The organism is Streptomyces sp. NPDC060366 (genome assembly GCF_042725135.1).
Classification (GTDB): Bacteria; Actinomycetota; Actinomycetes; order Streptomycetales; family Streptomycetaceae; genus Streptomyces.
Genome location: NZ_JBHXDC010000001.1, coordinates 557,944 through 578,364, shown reverse-complemented (window position 1 = coordinate 578,364; position 20,421 = coordinate 557,944). Strand labels below are relative to the sequence as shown.

The 20,421-nt window shown below is 70.8% G+C and carries 20 protein-coding genes; 11 read left to right on the top strand and 9 right to left on the bottom strand.

The features are described 5' to 3' along the window. Positions 1 to 18: 18 nt before the first annotated feature. Positions 19 to 1,053: a LacI family DNA-binding transcriptional regulator gene (locus ACFWHU_RS02395; RefSeq protein ID WP_385799448.1), complete on the bottom strand. Its 1,035-nt coding sequence runs from the start codon at positions 1,051 to 1,053 to the stop codon at positions 19 to 21. Positions 1,054 to 1,304: 251 nt separating this feature from the next. On the opposite strand from ACFWHU_RS02395, the gene ACFWHU_RS02390 reads away from it, so the two are divergent. After that, positions 1,305 to 2,048 (top strand): VOC family protein, encoded by a 744-nt coding sequence (locus ACFWHU_RS02390; RefSeq protein ID WP_387223352.1) that lies wholly within the window; start codon positions 1,305 to 1,307, stop codon positions 2,046 to 2,048. 98 nt (positions 2,049 to 2,146) lie between these two features. Beyond that, positions 2,147 to 3,331, top strand: coding sequence for a winged helix DNA-binding domain-containing protein (locus ACFWHU_RS02385; protein ID WP_387223350.1), 1,185 nt, complete (start codon positions 2,147 to 2,149; stop codon positions 3,329 to 3,331). Positions 3,332 to 3,354: 23 nt separating this feature from the next. Here the strand turns inward: ACFWHU_RS02385 and lysA are convergent, their stop codons facing one another. The 3 genes from lysA to ACFWHU_RS02370 form a co-directional block, all read right to left on the bottom strand. Further along, positions 3,355 to 4,686: a diaminopimelate decarboxylase gene (gene lysA / locus ACFWHU_RS02380; RefSeq protein WP_387223348.1), complete on the bottom strand. Its 1,332-nt coding sequence runs from the start codon at positions 4,684 to 4,686 to the stop codon at positions 3,355 to 3,357. Continuing rightward, positions 4,683 to 5,069 (bottom strand): SAV_915 family protein, encoded by a 387-nt coding sequence (locus ACFWHU_RS02375; RefSeq protein ID WP_387223346.1) that lies wholly within the window; start codon positions 5,067 to 5,069, stop codon positions 4,683 to 4,685. Before ACFWHU_RS02375 ends, lysA begins: the two co-directional genes overlap by 4 nt. A gap of 232 nt (positions 5,070 to 5,301) precedes the next feature. Further along, complete coding sequence (locus ACFWHU_RS02370; RefSeq protein ID WP_385799534.1) at positions 5,302 to 6,132, bottom strand: response regulator transcription factor; 831 nt, start codon at positions 6,130 to 6,132, stop codon at positions 5,302 to 5,304. Between the two features lie 154 nt (positions 6,133 to 6,286). On the opposite strand from ACFWHU_RS02370, the gene ACFWHU_RS02365 reads away from it, so the two are divergent. Continuing rightward, positions 6,287 to 8,023 carry an AMP-binding protein gene (locus ACFWHU_RS02365; RefSeq protein ID WP_385799440.1) on the top strand — a complete coding sequence of 579 codons (1,737 nt, stop codon included), beginning with the start codon at positions 6,287 to 6,289 and terminating at the stop codon, positions 8,021 to 8,023. A gap of 18 nt (positions 8,024 to 8,041) precedes the next feature. On the opposite strand, the gene ACFWHU_RS02360 is transcribed toward ACFWHU_RS02365, so the two are convergent. Next, positions 8,042 to 8,557 carry a GNAT family N-acetyltransferase gene (locus ACFWHU_RS02360; RefSeq protein ID WP_385799439.1) on the bottom strand — a complete coding sequence of 172 codons (516 nt, stop codon included), beginning with the start codon at positions 8,555 to 8,557 and terminating at the stop codon, positions 8,042 to 8,044. A gap of 73 nt (positions 8,558 to 8,630) precedes the next feature. Continuing rightward, positions 8,631 to 9,251 carry a hypothetical protein gene (locus tag ACFWHU_RS02355; protein WP_387223344.1) on the bottom strand — a complete coding sequence of 207 codons (621 nt, stop codon included), beginning with the start codon at positions 9,249 to 9,251 and terminating at the stop codon, positions 8,631 to 8,633. A 237-nt stretch (positions 9,252 to 9,488) separates the two neighbouring features. Between ACFWHU_RS02355 and gcl the strand changes: the two genes are divergently transcribed. Continuing rightward, entirely contained in the window at positions 9,489 to 11,276 is a 1,788-nt protein-coding gene (gene gcl, locus ACFWHU_RS02350; protein WP_387223342.1) for a glyoxylate carboligase, read from the top strand. A gap of 69 nt (positions 11,277 to 11,345) precedes the next feature. Here gcl and ACFWHU_RS02345 read toward each other — a convergent pair whose 3' ends face one another. The 3 genes from ACFWHU_RS02345 to ACFWHU_RS02335 form a co-directional block, all read right to left on the bottom strand. Next, positions 11,346 to 11,696 (bottom strand): hypothetical protein, encoded by a 351-nt coding sequence (locus ACFWHU_RS02345; protein WP_387223340.1) that lies wholly within the window; start codon positions 11,694 to 11,696, stop codon positions 11,346 to 11,348. A gap of 464 nt (positions 11,697 to 12,160) precedes the next feature. Continuing rightward, the gene (locus ACFWHU_RS02340) at positions 12,161 to 13,051 is read right to left on the bottom strand and encodes a 2-hydroxy-3-oxopropionate reductase (protein WP_387223339.1); all 891 of its coding nucleotides are present in this window, start codon (positions 13,049 to 13,051) and stop codon (positions 12,161 to 12,163) included. A 92-nt stretch (positions 13,052 to 13,143) separates the two neighbouring features. Continuing rightward, positions 13,144 to 14,010 (bottom strand): TIM barrel protein, encoded by an 867-nt coding sequence (locus tag ACFWHU_RS02335; protein ID WP_387223337.1) that lies wholly within the window; start codon positions 14,008 to 14,010, stop codon positions 13,144 to 13,146. A gap of 125 nt (positions 14,011 to 14,135) precedes the next feature. Between ACFWHU_RS02335 and ACFWHU_RS02330 the strand changes: the two genes are divergently transcribed. From ACFWHU_RS02330 to ACFWHU_RS02300, 7 genes are all read left to right on the top strand, one after another. Beyond that, positions 14,136 to 14,387 carry a hypothetical protein gene (locus tag ACFWHU_RS02330; protein WP_164253454.1) on the top strand — a complete coding sequence of 84 codons (252 nt, stop codon included), beginning with the start codon at positions 14,136 to 14,138 and terminating at the stop codon, positions 14,385 to 14,387. Beyond that, on the top strand, positions 14,384 to 14,752 hold the full coding sequence (locus ACFWHU_RS02325; protein WP_387223334.1) for a helix-turn-helix domain-containing protein: 369 nt from the start codon (positions 14,384 to 14,386) through the stop codon (positions 14,750 to 14,752). The genes ACFWHU_RS02330 and ACFWHU_RS02325 overlap by 4 nt, the downstream gene beginning before the upstream one ends. A gap of 119 nt (positions 14,753 to 14,871) precedes the next feature. Continuing rightward, on the top strand, positions 14,872 to 15,390 hold the full coding sequence (gene uraD, locus ACFWHU_RS02320; protein WP_387223332.1) for a 2-oxo-4-hydroxy-4-carboxy-5-ureidoimidazoline decarboxylase: 519 nt from the start codon (positions 14,872 to 14,874) through the stop codon (positions 15,388 to 15,390). A 4-nt stretch (positions 15,391 to 15,394) separates the two neighbouring features. Then, positions 15,395 to 15,847: a hydroxyisourate hydrolase gene (gene uraH / locus ACFWHU_RS02315; protein WP_387223330.1), complete on the top strand. Its 453-nt coding sequence runs from the start codon at positions 15,395 to 15,397 to the stop codon at positions 15,845 to 15,847. Positions 15,848 to 15,850: 3 nt separating this feature from the next. Continuing rightward, entirely contained in the window at positions 15,851 to 16,783 is a 933-nt protein-coding gene (gene pucL, locus ACFWHU_RS02310; protein ID WP_387223328.1) for a factor-independent urate hydroxylase, read from the top strand. Between the two features lie 167 nt (positions 16,784 to 16,950). Then, positions 16,951 to 18,327 carry an 8-oxoguanine deaminase gene (locus tag ACFWHU_RS02305; protein ID WP_385799419.1) on the top strand — a complete coding sequence of 459 codons (1,377 nt, stop codon included), beginning with the start codon at positions 16,951 to 16,953 and terminating at the stop codon, positions 18,325 to 18,327. A gap of 325 nt (positions 18,328 to 18,652) precedes the next feature. Further along, on the top strand, positions 18,653 to 20,107 hold the full coding sequence (locus ACFWHU_RS02300; RefSeq protein ID WP_387223326.1) for a nucleobase:cation symporter-2 family protein: 1,455 nt from the start codon (positions 18,653 to 18,655) through the stop codon (positions 20,105 to 20,107). Positions 20,108 to 20,421: the final 314 nt, after the last annotated feature.

The following is a 20,421-nucleotide window of genomic DNA, read 5'->3' as shown; positions in this document are numbered from 1 at the left end:
GCGAGAACTCCGAGGTGTTCACGACGACGCGCGCCGTACCAACTCCGTCGGCAGCACGGCGTGTTGGTGCGCCGCGCCGGGATTGTTGATCCCCTCCAGCAGCACCCGCGCCATCGCCTGCCCCATCTCCTCCACCGGCTGCCGTACAGAGGTGAGTTGGGGATCGGTGTGCCCGGCGATGGGGGAGTCGTCGAAGCCCACGACGGCCACGTCCTCGGGCACCCGGCGGCCCGCGGCCCGCAGTGAGTGCAGGGCGCCCGCCGCCATCACGTCGGACGCGGCGAACACCGCGTCCAGGTCCGGATGGCGCGCCAGCAGCTCCGTCATCGCCCGGCGCCCGCTCTCCTCGGTGAAGTCCCCGTGCGCCGTCCAGGAGGGATCCGGATCGCCGCCCGAGGCGGCCACGGCCTCCTGGTACCCGCCGAGCCGGCACTGCGCCACGTACATGTCCAGCGGCCCGGTGACCGTGGCGATCCGCCGCCGCCCGGTCTCCACGAGATGCCGTACGGCGGAGCGGGCGCCGCCGACGTTGTCGGAGTCGACGTAACTCACGGGCTCGTCCGCCGAGCGGCGGCCGCTCAGCACGGTCGGCAGGCCCATCTCCGCGAGCAGGTCGGGCAGCGGGTCGTCACCGTGGACGGAGACCAGCAGCACGCCGTCGACCCGGCCGGCCCGCGCGTACTGGAGGAAGCGCCGGCGCTCGTTCTCGTTCCGTACGAGCGTGAGCAGCAACTGCATCTCGGTGTCGGCGAGACCGGTGCCGACGCCGTGGAGCACGTCGGAGAAGTACGGCTCCGCGAAGAACCGCTTCTCGGTCTCCGGGATCACCAGCGCCACCGCGTCGGTACGGCTCCCGGCGAGCGCGCGGGCCGCCCGGTTGGGTACGTAGCCCAGCTCGGCTATCGCGTCCTGGACGAGCTGCCTGGTGGTGTCCCGCACGCGCGGCGAGTTGTTGATGACGCGGGAGACGGTGCCGCGCCCCACGCCGGCGAGCGCCGCCACCTCTTCGAGCGTGGGCTGGCTGGGCCGGGTCGTGCGTCCCCTTGCCACCATCGTGCGACCTCCGTCCACGCTTCGTCGGGACCTTCATCCAACCACTGGGAGCGCTCCCACATTAAGTGGTTGATCATATCGCGGACACTCCCCGTCCGCCGCGCTGCATTACCTTCAAATACATTCAAAGGTGTCTGGCGTGCACGTAAGGGCACTAGCCTTCCGGTGCGGTCGTACCGGATCGCGGTTGAGTCGCTATGAAACGGAGTGGAATGCCGAAAGCACAGGGAGTCGCGGGAGCACCATGCTGGGTGAGCCTGCTCGCACGTGAACTGCCGGGCGCCCAGGACTTCTACGGCAAGGTCCTCGGCTGGACCTACCGGCGGGCCGGGCTCGGCGACGACTTCTCCGTGGCACTCATCGACGGCCTGCCCGTCGCCGGTATCGGAGCACTCGCCTCCTCGCTCCAGGTGGCCGTCTCCTGGACGCCGTACTTCAACGTCACGAACGTGGACGAGGCGGCGGCCCGCATCAGGGAGCGCGGCGGAACGGTCGGCGTCGGCCCGCTCGCGTTCCACACCGGCCGCGCGGCGCTCGCCGTCGACCCGGACGGCGCCGTCTTCGGGATCTGGGAAGGTTCGGTGCGCTCGGACTGGTCCGTGGGGCGCGGCAGCGGCTCCGCCTCGCTGGAGCTGCGGACCAGGGACGCGGTCACGGCGGGGCGCTTCTACTCGCTCACGCTCGGCTGGGAGCCGGAGGGCGAGGGGAAGCTGCGCCTGGCGCGCGAAGAGGACCGGTCGGTGCTCCTCGACGGCGACGAGCCGCTGGCGCTGATCAGGGGCGGGGCCGTACAGGCGGCGCCCGACCCGCAGATCCGGCCGCGCTGGCACGTGCACTTCAGCGTGAAGGACGTGGAGGCGGCCGTCGAGACGGCGCTGGCCTCCGGCGGCTCGCTCGTGCCACGCCCGGACGCCTCGGCCGAGGTGGACGATGCGGCCGAGGCGACGCTCCGGGATCCGGACGGGGCCCTGTTCACGGTCACCGCCGCGGCCTGACCACTCGGGTTCTTCCCGGTCGCCGGACGGGCCGTATTCACGGCCCGTCCGGCGGTTGAGGACAGAAGGTGTCCGCAAGTCTGAGTAACGTGCGGAGCATGGCTTCGAAGACGACGCACCCGCTCCCGCACCCCGTGCTCAGTACCCGTGCGCTCAACCGCGCCACCCTGGCGCGGCAGCTCCTCCTGCGGCGCGCGGCCATGTCCGCCAAGGACGCCGTGACACATCTGGTCGGGCTCCAGGCGCAGAACGTGAAGCCGCCGTACGTCCAACTCGCCGCCAGGCTCGACGCGTTCGACCCCGAGGAGCTCTCCGGGCTGATGGCATCCCGCGAGGTCGGGCGGATGGTCACGCTCCGCTCCACCATCCACACCCACACCGCAGAGGACTGCCTCGCGTTGCGTCCGTTCGTCCAGCCCCTGATCGAGCGGGAGTTGCGCATCTTCCGCGACGGTCTCGTCGGGGTGGACCTGGACCGGCTCGCCGCCCTCAGCAAGGAACTCGTCGAGGAACGGCCCGTGCCGCTCAAGGAGTTGAAGGCGTCACTGGTCGAGCGGTGGCCCGACGCCGACCCGCTCGCCCTCTCCGTCGCCGCGCGGTGCCTGCTGCCGCTCGTACAGGTCACACCGCGCGGGCTCTGGGGCCACAGCGGTCAGGTCACGCTCACGACGGCACAGAAGTGGTTCGGTGCCGAAGCGGCCGAAGCGGCCGACGGCCGCGACGCGGCGACATCGCCGGGCATCGCGCCGGAGGCCGCCGTCCTGCGCTACCTCGCCGCCTTCGGACCCGCCTCGGTCAAGGACATGCAGACCTGGTGCCGGCTGACACGCCTCGGCCCGGTCTTCGAGCGGCTGCGGGACCAACTCCTCACCTTCCAGGACGAGTACGGCGTCGAGCTGTTCGACCTCCCCGACGCGCCCCGGCCGGACGCGGACACCCCCGCCCCGCCGCGCTTCCTCCCCGAGTACGACAACCTGCTGCTTTCGCACGCCGACCGCACCCGCGTCGTCCCCTTCGAGTACCGCAAGCGCACCTGGAACGGCAACCAGGGCTACCGCACCTTCCTCGTCGACGGATTCCTCGCCGGAATCTGGCGGTTGGAGGACGGCGCGGAGGGCGACGGGCACGGGACGCTGACCGTGCAGGCATTCGGCGGGCTCACCCGCGCACAGCGCGACGCGGTGGCCGAGGAGGGCGTCCGGATGCTCGGATCCCTCTCCTCGGCCGCCTCCCCCTCGTACGCCGTGCGCTTCGCGGAATTCTCCGGACCGGCCGCCAAGTAGCTTCAGGCGGCGGCCGGTTGAGATCAGAGACCCACGTCGCGCCGCCGCTGGTCCTCGAACGTCTCGCGCCGCACCAGCAGGCGCGGGAGTCCGTCGGCGACGGCCACCACCGGCGGCCGGCCCGTCATGTTGTAACCCGAGGCCATCGACACCTGGTACGCCCCCGACGCGGGCACCGCGAGTACGTCGCCGGGCCGTACGTCCTCCGGCAGCTCCACCCCGTCCGCGAGCACGTCGCCCGCCTCGCAGTGCCTGCCGACCACCGTGGCCGTCCGCATCGGCGCCGCCGAGGCGCGCCCGACACGGCGGACCGTGTAGCGGGCGCCGTACAGCGCCGGGCGCGGGTTGTCGCTCATGCCCCCGTCGACCGCCACGAAGACCCGGCAGCCCGAGCGCTTCACCGCGAGCACGCGGTACAGCGCGATCCCGGCCGGCGCCATGATCGAGCGGCCGGGCTCCACGGTCAGCCGCGGGACCGGCAGGCCCGCATCGGCGCAGGCGCCGGTCAGCGCCCGCCTGATCCGCCGCCCGTAGACGGCGGGCGCCGGGGCCGCGTCGCCCGGCAGGTACGCCGCGGCGAAGCCGCCGCCCAGGTCCAGCTCGGGCAGGACGACGCCGAACCGGTCCCGTATCCGTACGAAGAAGGAGACCAGCTCCCGTACGGCCCGCTCGTACGGCTCGGGAGAGCTGATCTGCGAGCCCAAGTGACAGTGCAGACCGGTCAGTTCGAGCTGGAGCTGGCCCAGGATCCGGGCCACGGCGTCCTCCGCGTCCCCGTTCGCGATCGACAGCCCGAACTTCTGGCCCTCGGCCCCCGTACGGATCTTCGGATGGGCGCCCGCCTCGATCCCGGGCAGTACCCGCACCATCACCCGCTGCGCGTCGTGCGCCGGCACCTGCGCGGCGAGCCTGGCTATCTCGCAGTCCGCGTCGATGACGATCCTGCCGACGCCGAGCCGCAGCGCCGTCCCCAGATCCCGCGGCGATTTCGCGTTCCCGTGCAGCACGATCCGCTCGACCGGGAAGCCCCGGGTGGCCGCCAGCTCCAGCTCGCCCGCCGAACAGACGTCGAGCCCCAGGCCCTCCTCCTCCATCCAGTCCACGACCGCGCGGCACAGGAACGCCTTCGCCGCGTAGACGATCTCCGCCTCGGGCAGCGCGCGCAGCCAGGCCCGCGCCCGGGAGCGCACCTCGCCCTCGTCGAGTACGTAGGTGGGAGTGCCGTAGCGCTCGGCCAGCTCCAGGAGGGAGACGCCCGCGACGCTCAGGTCACCGCCGGGCGCGGAGACGGCCGACGCGGGCCAGACCGAAGGGGTGCTCAACTCGTTGACGACGAGCAGCGGTTCGGTGGTCACGCGCCCACCGCCAGCGGCATCCCGCCGGTGTGGCGCAGACACGGCCTGACCGTCGCTCGGGCCGGGGCGGTCGGCGCGGGCGCGGGCGTCCGGTCGACCGGCGGGGCCGCGAGCTGGGGATCGATCGTCACGAGGACGACGCCGAGCGGTTCCGAGAGGGCCCGCAGGCACGGTTCGGCGAGTCTGATGTACGGCTGCCGCGCGCCGAGCGCGGCCGTCAGCCGCCGGACGTCGGTGAAGCCGACGGCGGTCCGTGCGCCGAGCGGGGTGCGCATGAAGCGCAGCTGCCGGCCTCCGGCGGAGCCGAGCCGTACGGGTACGTACAGCGGACCGGCCGGCCCGCGTTCGTCGGGGTCCGCGTCTTCGGGAGTGGTGCTGTCCATGGTGTCCTCCGCAGGGGAGTCGTCGCTGTCTGACACCAGGAAGCTATGCCCGGCCCGTGGTGGTTCGGGTGCTTCATGACGCGGCGTTGATCGGTCGGCCCGATTATTTGACGCCGCCCTGACGCCGCCCCCGACGCCGCCCTGACGCCCCTGACGGCGCCGCGCCACGGGCCCGACCGCCGCAGCCTCCCCGTCTTCCGTCACCTGCCCCGCGAAGATCCGCCGGACAGGTCTACGGCAGCAGTCCCGCCCGGCGGGCCGCCACCACCGCCTCCAGACGGTTGTGGGCGCCCAGCTTGCGCATCGCGGCCCGCAGATACCCCTTCACCGTCTCCGGCCGCAGCCCCAGACGCTCGGCCGCCGCCGCGTTCGTCGAGCCCGCCGCCACGCACGCAAGCACGTCCACCTCGCGCGGAGCCAGCGCCACGGCCCGTCGCTCGCGGTGCCCGCCCTGGTCGCGCCAGTCCTGCGGGGCGCCACCAGCGCCCGCCAACCGGCCGCAGACGGCGTGCAGTTCGCTCCGCAGCCCGGCGTCCACGATGCGCGGCGCGAGCGCCCGCAGTTCGCTGTGCGCCTCGCGGACCTCCTCCCACGCCTCGGGCCGCCCCCGCACCGGCTCGCGGGTCACGGCGAGCAGCCGCTGCACCTCGTCCCGTACGGCCAGCGACTGCTCCACGTCGCGGGCGGCGGCCACGGCGGCGTCGAAGACCCGCTCGCCCATCGGCAGCGGATCGCGCAGCGCGCCGTACAGCACGCCACGGACCCGGCGCCGCACGATCACGGGAACGGCGACCACGGAGCGCAGGCCCTCGGCGGCCACCGCCGCGTCGTACTCGTGGCTGATGTGCCGCGCCTGCCGGTAGTCGGTCACCGCGCACGGCCGCAGCAGCGCGATCGACTTGCCGCCCAGCCCGTTCCCGACGGAGATCCCGAGCCCGCGCAGCGCACCCGTCGCCGTGCCGTTCAGCTCCGCGATGCGTACCTGGCGCGCATCGTGCAACAGCCCGCCGAACGCCACGGGCAGCCCGGTCGTACGGCGCAGCGTCAGCAGCGCAGTCCGCATCTCGACCGCTTCGACCGCCTCAGTCACAGCGCCTTCCTTCTCTTCGGCTCGTTCCGCCGGTACGACGAGTTCGGTTCACCCCCGTCAGGGGGTGGTGAGACGTACGTCACCGGTTACACGATGCTAGTGAACGTGCGAGTGATGAGGAGGGCACATGAGAGCAGTCGACGCGACCGAGCGGTTCCGCGCCGCCAGGGATTTCCTGCTGCGACACCGGGAGGACTACTCCGCGGCGTACGAAGGCTTCGTCTGGCCCCGGCCCGCGCTGTTCAACTGGGCGCTGGACTGGTTCGACGTGATCGCCGAGGGCAACGACCGGCCCGCGCTGCACATCGTCGAGGAGGACGGCACCGAGTGCGTCACCTCCTTCGCCGAGATGTCCGGGCGCTCCGCCCAGGTGGCCAACTGGCTCCGCGCCCAGGGCGTGGTGGCCGGTGACCGCGTTCTCGTCATGCTCGGCAACCAGACCGAGCTGTGGGAGACGGCGCTCGCCGCGATGAAACTCAGGGCCGTCGTCATCCCGGCGACGCCGCTGCTCGGCCCCCTGGACCTGCGGGACCGGATCGAGCGCGGTCAGGTGCGACAGGTGATCGTCCGGGCCGGTGACACCGCGAAGTTCGCCGACGTGCCGGGGGAGTACACCCGGATCGTGGTCGGTGGCGACGGTGCCCAGGTTGACGCCACTGGCCCGGACGGCGGCCCGCACGACGGCTCGCGCCCCGACGGGACCGGTTGGCGGGCGTACGAGGCGTCCCACCAGCACTCCACGGTCTTCGAGCCCGACGGGGACACCCGCGCCGACGACACCCTGATGCTCTACTTCACCTCCGGCACGACCGCCCACCCCAAGCTGGTCGAGCACACCCATGTCTCGTATCCGATCGGCCATCTCGCGACGATGTACTGGATCGGGCTGGGGCCCGGCGACGTGCATCTGAACATCTCCTCACCCGGCTGGGCCAAGCACGCCTGGTCCAATCTCTTCGCGCCCTGGAACGCCGAGGCGACCGTTTTCATCCACAACTACACGCGCTTCGACGCCGTCCGGCTCATGGCCGAGATGGACCGCGCCCGCGTCACCAGCTTCTGCGCGCCGCCCACCGTGTGGCGGATGCTGATCCAGGCCGATCTCAAGCTGCTGCGCAACCGCCCCCGCGAGGTCGTCGCCGCCGGTGAACCGCTCAACCCCGAGGTCATCGAGACCGTCCGCAGGGAGTGGGGCGTGACGATCAGGGACGGCTTCGGCCAGACCGAGACGGCCGTCCAGGTCGCCAACTCGCCGGGGCAGCTGCTGAAGGCCGGATCGATGGGCCGGCCGACGCCCGGCTTCGTCGTGGAGCTGCTCGACCCGGTCACCGGCGCGCCCGGCGCGGCCGAGGGCGAGATCTCGCTGGACCTCGCCAACGCCCCGGTCGGACTGATGACCGGCTACCACGGCGACCCGGAGCGCACGGCCGAGTCCATGGCGGACGGGTTCTACCGCACCGGCGACATCGGCTCACGCGACGCCGACGGCTACATCACGTACATCGGGCGCAGCGACGACGTATTCAAGGCGTCCGACTACAAGATCTCGCCGTTCGAGCTGGAGAGCGCGCTGCTGGAGCACGAGGCCGTGGCCGAGGCCGCCGTCGTCCCGGCGCCCGACGCGCTGCGGCTCAACGTGCCGAAGGCGTACGTCGTCCTGGCGGACGGCTGGGAGCCGGGACCCGACACGGCGAAGCTGCTCTTCGAGCACTCGCGCGCGGTCCTCGCCCCGTACAAGCGCGTGCGCCGCATCGAGTTCGCCGAACTGCCCAAGACGGTCTCGGGCAAGATCCGCCGTATCGAACTGCGCGAGCGGACGGCCGAGGGCTCGGGCGCGGAGTACGAGGAGGGCGACGGGCGCTGACGTCCCGGCGCCCGCCGGTCAGCCGACGGCCGTGGCGCGGCGCATACAGACGCGGGGCCAGTGGTCGAGACCGTGCGCGGCCTCGGCGCGTCTGATCTCCCGCAGCCCGTCGGTGAGTTCGTTCTCCGCGAGGGTGCGGAAGCCGAGCCGGGTGTAGTACGGCGCGTTCCACGGCACGTCCGCGAACGTGGTCAGGGTGAGCCCGGCCAGACCGGCGCTCTGTGCCCGTCCGGCCAGATGCTCGATGAGGGCGCGGCCGACCCCGCGCCCCGCCGCCGTGGGGTGGACGGAGACCTGCTCGATATGGGCGGCGCCGTCGACCTCGTCGTAGATCAGATACGCGACCGGGTGCCCCGTGGCGTCCTCGCTAACCCAGGCGTGGCCCGCGCGCAGATAGCGGTCCAGGAGATCGATGGCCGGGGGTTCGTCGTCGGCGATCGCCGCCATGCCGACGGCGCGGAAGGGTTCACCGGCGGCCCTCTCGATGTCCTGGAGTAGGGGGAGATCGGCGGGGACCGCGGGGCGGATTCGCATGGAGAAAGTATGCCCGCGCGGTGCGCGCGCGGTTCGGAGTTCGGGGTTCGGGGTTCGGGGTTCGCGGTTCCGCTCAGGCGTGTGAGCGACCCAGGTCGGCGGCGGGGCCGTTGACCGGTCGCGGGACGCCCGTCGGGTCCAGGAGGAAGAGCGGCACCCCGAGGGTGTCGGCGCGCTCGCGCGCCTCGTCCGCGTAACCGGCCAGGGAGAAGAACGCGCTCACCGCCGACTCGGTCAGCGCGCTCAGCCACAGACACTCGACGGCGCGCGAATCGGCGGGGCGGGTGCCCAGGTCGACCTGGGCCACGATCCCCGGCCCGCGCAGGTCCACGCCGGCCTCCGGCCGCTCGCCGGACCGAAGGACGTCCGGGAAGCCGATCCCGCGCAGATAGAGCGCGGCGGCGTGCACGGCGTCACGCCCGCTCCCGAACGTCACCGGCCTGACCGGTATCCGCAGCATCGCCCCGCACGGGCAGCCCAGCTCCGGCTGCGGCCACTGATCCCGCCGTCCGCACCCGGTGCAGCTGACGGTCACCCACTCCTCGTCCCAGGTCCGGCGCAGTATGCGGGTGGGAGGCGCGCCCGCGACCAGGGGCGCCGTGACGGCCGATCCGCAGGGGCAGGGGTAGGCCGACGCCGTGAACACATGGCTGTGTCCGCAGTCGGGACAGCGGACAGGAACGCTCTCTCCCACTCGCCGTACCCCCTTGTGCCGCCCTCGCGCGCCGCGCCTGCCCGCCCATCGTCCATCACCGGCGGGGCCTTGGGGAGGGTCTTCCGCCATCCCTTGACGGCAGGTGGCAGGCACTTTAGATTGATTCCACATAGCAGAACATGCTTTTCGCATTGTGGAAAGAGTGGAATCGACGGAATCGACGCTCTCAGGTGGCGCGACAGAGCCCGAGTCCACCAGCCGAAGCAGGAGCACTCCATGCCTCGTATGACCGCTGCCCGAGCGGCAGTTGAGATCCTCAAGCGCGAAGGCGTCACCGACGCGTTCGGTGTGCCGGGCGCGGCGATCAACCCCTTCTACAAGGCCCTCGAAGAGGCCGGTGGCATCGACCACACGCTCGCCCGCCATGTGGAGGGCGCCTCCCACATGGCCGAGGGCTACACCCGCGCGAACCCAGGCAACATCGGTGTCTGCATCGGCACTTCGGGCCCGGCCGGCACCGACATGATCACCGGCCTGTACTCCGCGATCGGTGACTCCATCCCGATCCTGTGCATCACCGGTCAGGCACCGACCGCGGTGATCCACAAGGAGGACTTCCAGGCCGTCGACATCGCGTCGATCGCCCGTCCCGTCAGCAAGGCGGCCACCACCGTCCTGGAGGCCGCGCAGGTCCCCGGCGTCATCCAGCAGGCGTTCCACCTGATGCGCTCCGGCCGTCCCGGCCCGGTCCTCGTCGACCTGCCGATCGATGTGCAGCTGACCGAGATCGAGTTCGACATCGAGACGTACGAGCCGCTGCCGGTCTACAAGCCGTCCGCTACCCGCGCGCAGATCGCGAAGGCGCTCACCATGCTGGCCGCCTCCGACCGTCCGCTGATCGTCGCCGGCGGCGGTGTCATCAACGCCGACGCGTCGGACCTGCTGGTGGAATTCGCCGAGTTGACCGGCACGCCGGTCGTACCGACGCTGATGGGCTGGGGCACCATCGCCGACGACCACGAACTGAACGCCGGCATGGTGGGCATCCAGACGTCGCACCGCTACGGCAACGAGACGTTCCTGGCCTCGGACTTCGTCCTCGGTATCGGCAACCGCTGGGCCAACCGGCACACCGGCGCGCTCGACGTCTACACGGCGGGCCGCACGTTCGTCCACGTCGACATCGAGCCCACCCAGATCGGCAAGATCTTCGCGCCGGACTACGGGATCGCCTCGGACGCCAAGGACGCGCTGAAGCTCTTCGTCGAGGTGGCGAAGGAGCTGAGGGCGGCGGGCGAACTGCCCGACCGCACCGAGTGGATCGCGTCCGTGCTGGAGCGCAAGGGCAGCCTGCACCGCAGGACGCACTTCGACAACGTGCCGATGAAACCGCAGCGCGTGTACGAGGAGATGAACCGCGCCTTCGGTCCCGACACCCGGTACGTCACCACCATCGGTCTCTCGCAGATCGCCGGCGCGCAGATGCTGCACGTCTACAAGCCGCGGCACTGGATCAACTGCGGTCAGGCGGGCCCGCTCGGCTGGACGATCCCGGCCGCGCTCGGTGTCGCGAAGGCCGACCCGGACACCACGGTCGTCGCGCTCTCCGGCGACTACGACTTCCAGTTCATGCTCGAAGAGCTGGCCGTCGGCGCGCAGCACCGGATCGGTTACGTCCATGTGCTGGTGAACAACGCCTACTTGGGGCTGATCCGGCAGGCACAGCGCAATCTCGACATCAACTTCCAGGTCAACCTGGAGTTCGAGAACATCAACTCACCGGAGCTGGGCGTCTACGGGGTCGACCATGTCAAGGTCGTCGAGGGCCTTGGCTGCAAGGCGATCCGGGTCACCGATCCCGACCAGCTGCTGCCGGCCTTCGAGCAGGCGAAGAAGCTCGCCGCCGAGTACCGGGTGCCGGTGGTGGTCGAGGCGATCCTGGAGCGGATCACCAACATCTCGATGGGCGTGCGGATCGACCAGGTGAACGAGTGGGAGGAGCTCGCGACCGAGCCCGGCCACGCGCCGACCGAGATCAGGCCGCTTGTCCGACCCATCGTTTGACGGTCCGTCACAGCACCGTGCCCCCGTCCGGAACTCCGGGCGGGGGCCGCTGTCGTGTACGCGCTGGCGTCAGCCGCCGCAGCCGCAGCCTCCACAACCCCCGCACCCGCCGCCGTCTCCGCCCCCGCCGTCTCCGCCGCCGTCCCCACCGCTCGCGTCCGCCGTGTCACCGCCGTGCGTGTGCCCGTCGGCCCACCAACTGGCCGCCGCGACAGCCCCGGTGGCGCCGACGGCGGTCCCCGCGGCGGCGGCGCCGCCGGACGGCCGCCGTACCGCCTTCGGGGCCTTGGGCGACCCGAACGGAGAGAGCCCGAGGAACAGGAACACGGAGACCGGGGCGATCAGCCAGGAATAGTCCTTCTGGACGATCGCGAGGGCGACGGAGGCGGCGGTCAGGGCGAGGAACGCGGCTAGACGCATGCTTTTCAGTGTGCCGACGCGGTGACGGCGCACAAGAGCCCGGCCGAAGAAACGGCCGGGCTCTTGTCGGGTATCGGCGGGTCGGGCTGGAGACCGTCCGGCGGTGCGAGGCCGGCGCGACTGGGCGTTCGCACCGCCGGACGGCGTTCTGCGGAGCCTCGGGAGAGGCTGTTGGGACCGTGGCGACGGCGACGGTGAACGCCGGACGGCCTTCCCTCTGGTCAGGAGGGCCGCCGTCGCTCCCCTCACCACCGCACTGGCTCGCGCGCCGCCACGGTCCCGGGGATGTCCCTCCCACCGGCCACCCCTCACGAGGGCCGTTGGAAGAGACGGCTGTTGGCCGCTCGCCGCCGGAGGCCGGTCCTCGCTCCGGGGCGCGCGGGTGGTTCCCGGGCTGCGGCGGCGCCTGGGCGCGACAGGACAGTTGTCAGCGCCGCCACAACCCGGAGTCGGGTGGGTCCGGGTCAGACCTGTTGGCCGGACAGCCGCTCGACGGCACGCAGCAGCGCCGAGTGGTCGAGACCGCCGTCGCCCTGCGCGCGCAGCGAGGCGACCAACTGCGCGACGACCGCGCCGACCGGCAGCGCGGCACCGACATTGCGGGCGGCGTCGGTGACGATGCCCATGTCCTTGTGGTGCAGGTCGATCCGGAAGCCCGGAGCGAAGTCGCGGTTGATGAAGTTGTCCTTCTTGCGGGTCAGGACGGTCGAGCCGGCCAGACCGCCGTTCAGCACGTCCAGCGCCGCGCTCAGGTCCACACCCGACTTCTCCAGGAAGACGACGGCCTCGGCGCACGCCTGGATGTTGACGGCGACGATCAGCTGGTTGGCCGCCTTCACCGTCTGGCCCGCGCCGTGCGGACCGCACAGGACGATGGTCCTGCCGAGCGCCTCGAAGACAGGCTTGGCCTGGTCGAAGTCGGCCTGCTCGCCGCCGACCATGATGGAGAGAACCGCCTCGACGGCCCCCGCCTCGCCGCCGGACACCGGCGCGTCGAGGACACGGACGCCCTTCTCCCGGCCCGCACCGGCGAGATCGATCGAGGTCTGCGGGGTGATCGACGACATGTCGATCAGGAGGGCGCCCTTCCTGGCGTTCTCCAGGATGCCGTCCTCGCCGTAGGCGATGGCCTCGACGTGCGGGGAGGCGGGCACCATCGTGACGATGACATCGGCGCCCTCGACGGCCGCGGCGATCGACGGCGCCACGGTGCCACCGTTGGCCGCGAGCCGGTCCAGCTTCTCCCGCTCCAGGGTGAAGCCGGTGACGGAGTATCCGGCCTTGATCAGATTCTCGGCCATGGGGGACCCCATGATGCCGAGGCCGATCCAGGCCACCTTGGGAAGAGTGCTCATCGGGGGTGCCTCTCTCGCATACGTGTTTGCGTCGTCTCCGCGTGGTGCCGGCGGCCGGCGGTGTGGGCGTCGGCCGGGCCCTGGAACCTGTCCTAGCGCGCCGCCCGTGCGTCGGCGGGCAGCCACTCGAAGGACTCGGCGCTCGGGCGGTCGCCGGGCTTGTACTCCAGGCCGACCCACCCCTCGTAACCGGCCTTGTCGAGCCGGTCGAGCAGGTCCTGGAGCGGCAGCGTGCCGGTGCCGGGCGCGCCCCGGCCGGGGTTGTCGGCGATCTGTACGTGTCCGGTCCTGGCCGCGTACGTGTCGATGACCTCGGTCAGCGCCTCGGCGTCCAGACCGTTCATCGACAGGTGGTAGATGTCCAGGAGGAACGCGGCGTTGCCGAGGCCCGTGGCCTCGTTGACCCGGTCCACGACATCGATCGCGGCCTCGGCGCTCACCAGCGGATAGTGCGGCGACTCCGGCCTGTTGAGCGCCTCGATCAGCAGGGTCGCCCCGATCCGGTCGGCCGCGCGGGCGGCGAGGACCAGATTCTCCAGGGCGAGCGCGTCCTGCGTCCGCGCGTCGACACCGTCGACGCGGTTTCCGTACAGCGCGTTGAGCGCCGTGCAGCCGACCGACGCGGCGAAGTCGGCCGCCACGTCGATGTTCGCGCGGAAGCGGTCCGACTCCTCGCCGGGCAGCGACAGCGCCCCGCGGTCGGGGCCGGGCAGTCGGCCGGCGTAGAAGTTGAGTCCCACGAGCTGGGTGCCCGCGTCGTCCAGGGCCTTCTTCAGGGCGTCGAGCTCGGCCCGCGGCGGAGTGGGGGTCTCGATCCAGGGCCACCACAGCTCCACCGCGGTGAAGCCCGCCGCGGCGGCTGCCGCGGGGCGCTCCAGGAGCGGGAGTTCGGTGAAGAGGATCGACAGGTTCACATCGAAGCGCTGCTCGGAGCCGGGCTTGTTCGTGAGGGGGGCCATGAGAGGTTCTGCGCTCCTTCCGTATTGCGGAAGTTAGTTTCTGCTTAATGGAAGATTGCCTGGGATTCGGGAGGGCTGTCAAGAGGGCGGCCCTGATTTCGCCCCTCGCGCAGTAGGTTGTCCGCGTGCGACTGAGAGTGGAATTCACGACCGAGCCGTTCGATCTGGACGAGGCCCCCGGCCATGCCGTGGTGGCCCGGGAGGTCATCCAGGCGGCCGAACTGGACGCCGTGGACGTCGGGCCCTTCGGCAACACCGCCGAGGGCGGCGCCGACGCCGTCATCTCGGCCGTCGACGCCCTGCTCCGCCGCTCCCTGGAGGCGGGCGCCACTCGTGTCTCGCTCCAGGTGAACGTGATCGCGGAGGACGAGCGGTGACCGAACCGTCCGACCACCCGCTCCTCGCGGCGGTGAAGCCGCTCGTCGACGCCATGGGGGCCGAGACGGTGGCGCCCGGCCTGGCCGAGCCCGACGACGTCGTGCTGAGCTGGGAGGGCGAGGAGGTCGTCGCCGTACGCCTCCCGCAGCTCTCCGAATCGCTCGACCACATCCTCGTCGCGCTGGAGCGCCGGCACGGCATGCCCCTGTCGGAGCTCGACCGCAAGGCCAAGCAGTCGGTGGTGCGGTCGCTGGAGGCGCGCGGGGCCTTCTCCGTACGGCACGGTGTGGAGACCGTCGCGAGCGCCCTCGGGGTCAGCCGGTTCACCGTCTACAACTATCTGAACCGGTCCGAGACGAGCTGACGGGGCCGGGCCGGGGCGACGGCGGTCCGCCGGACAAAGAATTCAACAAAGTGTTGACGTGATGTTCGTGAAGGCGTTAGCTGTCCCGCAGCCCGTCAAGCACAGCCACGGAGGCTCCCGTGACGACCGACCCGCCGCCGGGTCTCACCCGGTTCAACACATCCTCCGACAGCGCGGCGCTGACCGCACTGCACGAGGTGTGCGCCAGTACGGCATGGGGGAGCGCGCTGCTCGCCCACCGCCCGTACGCCACCGCCGACGCGCTCCTCTCCGCCAGTGACACCGCGACGGCCGAACTGACCGCCGACGATCTGGCGCAGGCGATGGCGGCGCACCCGCCCATCGGCCGCCCGAAGCCGGGCGACCCGACCTCGGCCCGCGAACAGCGGGGCATGGCCGGGGCGTCCGACGCACTCAGGGCGGAACTGCTCGAACTGAATCTGGCCTACCAGGACAGGTTCGGCCACGTCTTCCTGATCTGCGCCACCGGCAGGACCGGTGAGCAGATGCGGGACGCGGTCCGCATACGGATCGGCAACTCGCCCGAACAGGAGCGGGCCGTCGTCCGCACCGAACTGGGCAGGATCAACCGCATCCGGCTGACCCGTCTCGTAGAAGCAGCAGAAGTAGGGGAGTGAACCCGTGAGCACGGAATCCACCGCATCGGTGTCCACGCACATCCTGGACACCAGCGTCGGACGCCCGGCCGCCTCCGTCGCCGTATCGCTCTCCGCCCGCAGCGGCGCCCGGGAGCTGTGGGTGGTACTGGGCCGGTCGGCGACCGACGCGGACGGGCGGTGCAGAGACCTGCCGGCGCTGCCGGCGGGAACGACCCACGTACGTCTCGACTTCGAGACTGAGGCGTACTTCCACAGCCACAGCCACAGCCACAGCCACAGCCAGAACCAGAACCAGAACCCGAGTCAGCGACAGAGTCAGAAGCAAGCCGAGGCACAGCAGGACGCCCCCGCGCCACGGGACAGCGGTGCGTTCTTTCCGGAGGTGGCGATCACGTTCGCCGTCACGCCCGGCGAGCACTATCACGTACCGCTGCTGCTCAACCCGTTCGGCTACTCCGTATACCGAGGGAGCTAGCAGATGCCGACCATTCTCGGCCAGAACCAGTACGGCAAAGCGGAGAACCGCGTCGTCAAGATCGTGCGGGACGGCGACACCCACCACATCAAGGACCTGAACGTCTCCGTCGCCCTCTCCGGCGACATGGAGGAGGTCCACTACTCCGGCTCCAACGCCAACGTCCTGCCGACCGACACCACCAAGAACACGGTGTACGCGTTCGCCAAGGAGCACGGCATCGAGTCCGCCGAACAGTTCGGCATCCATCTCGCCCGGCACTTCGTCACCAGCCAGGAGCCGATACACCGGGCGCGGATCCGGATCGAGGAGTACGCCTGGGAGCGCATCGCGGCCCCGGACGCCGGCTCCGAGGCCGTCGGCGCCGAAGAGATCAAGCACTCCTTCGTACGCAAGGGCCAGGAGACCCGCGTCTCGCAGATCACCTTCGACGGCGAGAAGTGGGAGATCATCTCCGGCCTCAAGGACCTGACGGTGCTGAACTCGACCAACTCCGAGTTCTGGGGCTACGTCAAGGACAAGTACACGACGCTCCGCGAGGCGTACGACCGCATACTCGCCACCGACGTGTCCGCGAGGTGGCGCTACAACTGGACCGACGACACGGCGCCGATGCCCGACTGGGATAATTCCTACGAGCAGGCGCGGGGGCACCTGCTCCACGCCTTCGCGCAGACGTACTCCCTCTCGCTCCAGCAGACGCTCTACCAAATGGGCTCGCGGATCATCGACAGCCGCGGCGAGATCGACGAGATCCGGTTCTCGCTGCCCAACAACCACCACTTCCTGGTCGACCTCGAACCGTTCGACCTGAAGAACGAGACCCCCGACGGAGCCGTCTACTTGGCCGCCGACCGCCCGTACGGCCTCATCGAGGCCACCGTGCTGCGCGACGGCGTCGAACCGCGGATCCCGCTCGACATGACCAACCTCTAGCACCCAGCCGTACCCCCGACGCGCGCGCCGGCGTCAAGTCCCCGAAGAAGAGGGCGATACGGGGGAAGAGCGGGGGCATCTGCGCACCGACACCACCGCGGACCCGGTCGTCACCCCGCTCGACCCCCGGATCCGTCCACCCCACATGGGAAGAACGAGGACCCGCCATGGCGGCTTCGCGCATCGTCATCGAGAACTGTGCCATCGCGACAGTGGACGCGAACGACACCGAGTACGCCTCCGGGCACGTCGTCGTCGCGGACAACCTCATCGAATCCGTTGGCGCCGGCCGCGCCCCGGCCGGGCTGGAGAACGTCGTACGGCGGGTCGACGGCACCGGCCATCTCGTCACCCCCGGCCTGGTCAACACCCACCACCACTTCTATCAGTGGATCACCCGCGGACTGGCCACCGACCACAACCTGTTCGACTGGCTGGTGGCGCTCTACCCGACCTGGGCGCGCATCGACGAGTCCATGGCACGCGCCGCCGCCCAGGGGTCACTGGCGATGATGGCGCGCGGTGGAGTCACCACCGCGATGGACCACCACTACGTGTATCCGCGCGGCGCCGGCGATCTGTCCGGCGCCATCATCGGGGCCGCATCGGAGACGGGCGTACGGTTCACCCTCGCCCGCGGCTCCATGGACCGCGGCGAGTCGGACGGCGGTCTGCCGCCGGACTTCGCCGTCGAGTCGCTGGAGGACGCGCTCGCCGCCACCGAGGCGACCGTCGACCGGTACCACGACGCGTCGTTCGGCGCGATGACCCAGATCGCCGTCGCGCCGTGCTCGCCGTTCTCCGTCTCCACCGAACTGATGCGGCAGGGCGCGGAGTTGGCGCGCCGTAAGGGCGTACGGCTGCACACCCACGGCAGCGAGACGGTCGAGGAGGAGCAGTTCTGCAAGGAGCTGTTCGGGATGGGTCCCACCGACTACTTCGAGTCGACGGGCTGGCTCGGCTCCGACGTATGGATGGCCCACTGCGTCCATATGAACGACTCGGACATCGCCGCCTTCGGCCGCACCGGCACGGGCGTCGCACACTGCCCGTCCTCCAACGCCCGCCTCGCGGCCGGAATCGCGCGCGTACCCGACATGCTGAAGGCGGGTGTTCCCGTCGGCCTCGGCGTGGACGGCACCGCGTCCAACGAATCGGGCGAACTGCACACCGAGTTGCGCAACGCGCTGCTCATCAACCGCCTCGGCGCGCACCGCGAGTCCGCCCTGACCGCCCGTCAGGCGCTTCGTCTGGGTACGTACGGTGGCGCCCAAGTCCTCGGCCGCGCCGACCAGATCGGCTCGATCGAGACCGGGAAACTCGCCGACCTGGTGCTGTGGAAGCTGGACACCCTGGCCCACTCCTCCATCGCCGACCCGGTGATCGCCCTGGTCCTCGGGGCCGCCGCGCCCGTCACGCTCTCCCTCGTCAACGGCAGGACCGTCGTCGAGGACAACCACCTGACCACGGTGGACGAAGACGCCGTCGCCCGCTCCACGCGGGCCGAGGCGCGTCGCCTGGCGCGGATCGCGGCGGCGGGCTGACGCCTGACCGTGGCGAGCCCGACCGCTGCGAGTCCGTCGCGCCGAGCCCGGTCGCGACGGCGGGCCGAAGTTCCTTACAGATCCCGCGTGTTCACGGACCCGACCGGTCCGGCCGTGGATCTTCCCGGAAGTCCGGTCGAGGGGGACGGCCCTCGACCGGCGGCCACGGGACCCGAGCGGGGTTCCTGGCAGCCGCGTCCGGGTGGTGGCGTACCGCACGGCGGTGCCCCACCACCCGGGACGGTGACTCGTGTACGTAACCGATCTTCCGCACCTCCCTGACACCCGCGTCGCCGCCGACGCGTAACCGACCGGAGGAACACCCGTGGCAGCCGAGCCCAGGCTTCGCAAAGACGTGCCCGCTCCCGACGAGATACCCGAGCAGGACCCCAGGCACCCGGTCGACCGGACCCTGCCGCCCTTCAAGATGTTCACCAGCGGCCTTCAGCACGTGGCCGCCATGTACGCGGGCGTCGTGGCGCCGCCGATGATCGTCGGTCCCGCCGTCGGCCTGAACGCCCGTGACACCGCCTTCCTGATGGGCGCCAGCCTCTTCACCGCCGGCATCGCCACGCTGCTCCAGACCCTCGGCTTCTGGAAGGTCGGCGCGCGGCTGCCGTTCGTCAACGGCGTCTCCTTCGCGGGCGTCACGCCGATGGTCGCGATCGGCCGCGAACGCGGTGCGGAGGGCATCACCGTCATCTTCGGCGCGATCATCGTCGCCAGCGTGCTCGGGTTCATCCTCACGCCGTACTTCTCCAAACTCGTGCGGTTCTTCCCACCCGTTGTCACCGGCACCGTCATCACCCTGATCGGTGTCTCACTGCTCCCGGTTGCCTTCAACTGGTCCCAGGGCGGCGATCCCACGGCCGACGGCTACGGCTCCATGAAGAACATCGGGATGGCCGGTCTCACCCTGCTGATCGTGCTGGTCCTGCGGAAGGTGCTGCGCGGCTTCCTCCAGCAGATCGCCATCCTGCTGGGGCTGGTCGTCGGCACCGTCGTGGCGGTCCCGATGAACATGACCGACTTCGACGCGATCAAGGACGCCGGCCTCGTCGGCTTCCCGACGCCGTTCCACTTCGGCGCACCGCAGTTCGAGATCGCCGCGATCATCTCCATGTGCATCGTGATGCTCGTCTGTATGACGGAGTCCACGGCCGACATGCTGGCACTCGGCAAGATCGTGGACCGGCCGGCGGACGAGCGCGTCATCGAGGGCGGACTGCGCGCCGACACGCTGGGCAGCGCCATCAGCCCCCTGTTCAACGGATTCATGTGCAGCGCCTTCGCGCAGAACATCGGGCTGGTCGCCATGACCAAGGTCCGCAGCCGCTTCGTCGTCGCGGCAGGCGGCGGCATTCTCGTCCTGCTCGGCCTGTGCCCGGTGCTGGCCTCGGTGATCGCGCTCGTACCGCTGCCGGTCCTCGGCGGCGCGGGCATCGTGCTCTTCGGCTCGGTCGCGGCGAGCGGCATCCAGACGCTGGCGACCGCCGCGCTGGAGAAGGGCGAGAACGCGCTGATAGTCGCAGCCGCCGTCGGTATCGGGCTGATACCGATCGCGGCGCCGGAGTTCTACCACGCGTTCCCGCAGGACCTGCTGGTGGTGCTCGACTCCGGGATCAGTACGGGCTGTGTGGTGGCGATCGTGCTGAACCTGGCCTTCAACCACTGGGGCAGAAAGGGAAGTTCGGGTACCCCGGGCACTTCGGAGACGGAGACGGAAGCCGATGCCCCCACCGGAGCCGACCGGGCACCGGCCCCCGCGCCACCGCACTGAGCACCGCCGGGCGCGAGCGCGAGTGACGGCCCGGCACCGGGCCGTTGACCGGACTACCGCAGGACATGCCGGGAGCGGGTGCGTCCCACGCTTTGCGTAGTCGGGAGATGTTGCGCATCCGATTGACGAGGGAGCGCGGCGACTTGAACGAGTGCCGTGACATCCGGGCCATCCAGTTGCCGAAGTGGGGATGGGTGGCCGCCGATCCCGGGGTCGTGCCCTGGCTGGTCTTTGATGAGGAGGGGAAAGCTGTGCTGCCGGTCCGCAGGTTCCTGATCGACTTCATCGCCCGGGACAACGCGGTGATTCGCAAC

Excerpts from the sequence above, each read along its gene's own strand:
- ACFWHU_RS02395 (WP_385799448.1), bottom strand. The coding sequence starts at position 1,053 with ATGGTGGCAAGGGGACGCACGACCCGGCCCAGCCAGCCCACGCTCGAA.
- ACFWHU_RS02385 (WP_387223350.1), top strand. The coding sequence starts at position 2,147 with ATGGCTTCGAAGACGACGCACCCGCTCCCGCACCCCGTGCTCAGTACC.
- ACFWHU_RS02375 (WP_387223346.1), bottom strand. The coding sequence starts at position 5,069 with ATGGACAGCACCACTCCCGAAGACGCGGACCCCGACGAACGCGGGCCG.
- ACFWHU_RS02370 (WP_385799534.1), bottom strand. The coding sequence starts at position 6,132 with ATGCGGACTGCGCTGCTGACGCTGCGCCGTACGACCGGGCTGCCCGTG.
- ACFWHU_RS02365 (WP_385799440.1), top strand. The coding sequence starts at position 6,287 with ATGAGAGCAGTCGACGCGACCGAGCGGTTCCGCGCCGCCAGGGATTTC.
- ACFWHU_RS02360 (WP_385799439.1), bottom strand. The coding sequence starts at position 8,557 with ATGCGAATCCGCCCCGCGGTCCCCGCCGATCTCCCCCTACTCCAGGAC.
- gcl (WP_387223342.1), top strand. The coding sequence starts at position 9,489 with ATGCCTCGTATGACCGCTGCCCGAGCGGCAGTTGAGATCCTCAAGCGC.
- ACFWHU_RS02345 (WP_387223340.1), bottom strand. The coding sequence starts at position 11,696 with ATGCGTCTAGCCGCGTTCCTCGCCCTGACCGCCGCCTCCGTCGCCCTC.
- ACFWHU_RS02340 (WP_387223339.1), bottom strand. The coding sequence starts at position 13,051 with ATGAGCACTCTTCCCAAGGTGGCCTGGATCGGCCTCGGCATCATGGGG.
- ACFWHU_RS02335 (WP_387223337.1), bottom strand. The coding sequence starts at position 14,010 with ATGGCCCCCCTCACGAACAAGCCCGGCTCCGAGCAGCGCTTCGATGTG.
- pucL (WP_387223328.1), top strand. The coding sequence starts at position 15,851 with ATGCCGACCATTCTCGGCCAGAACCAGTACGGCAAAGCGGAGAACCGC.
- ACFWHU_RS02305 (WP_385799419.1), top strand. The coding sequence starts at position 16,951 with ATGGCGGCTTCGCGCATCGTCATCGAGAACTGTGCCATCGCGACAGTG.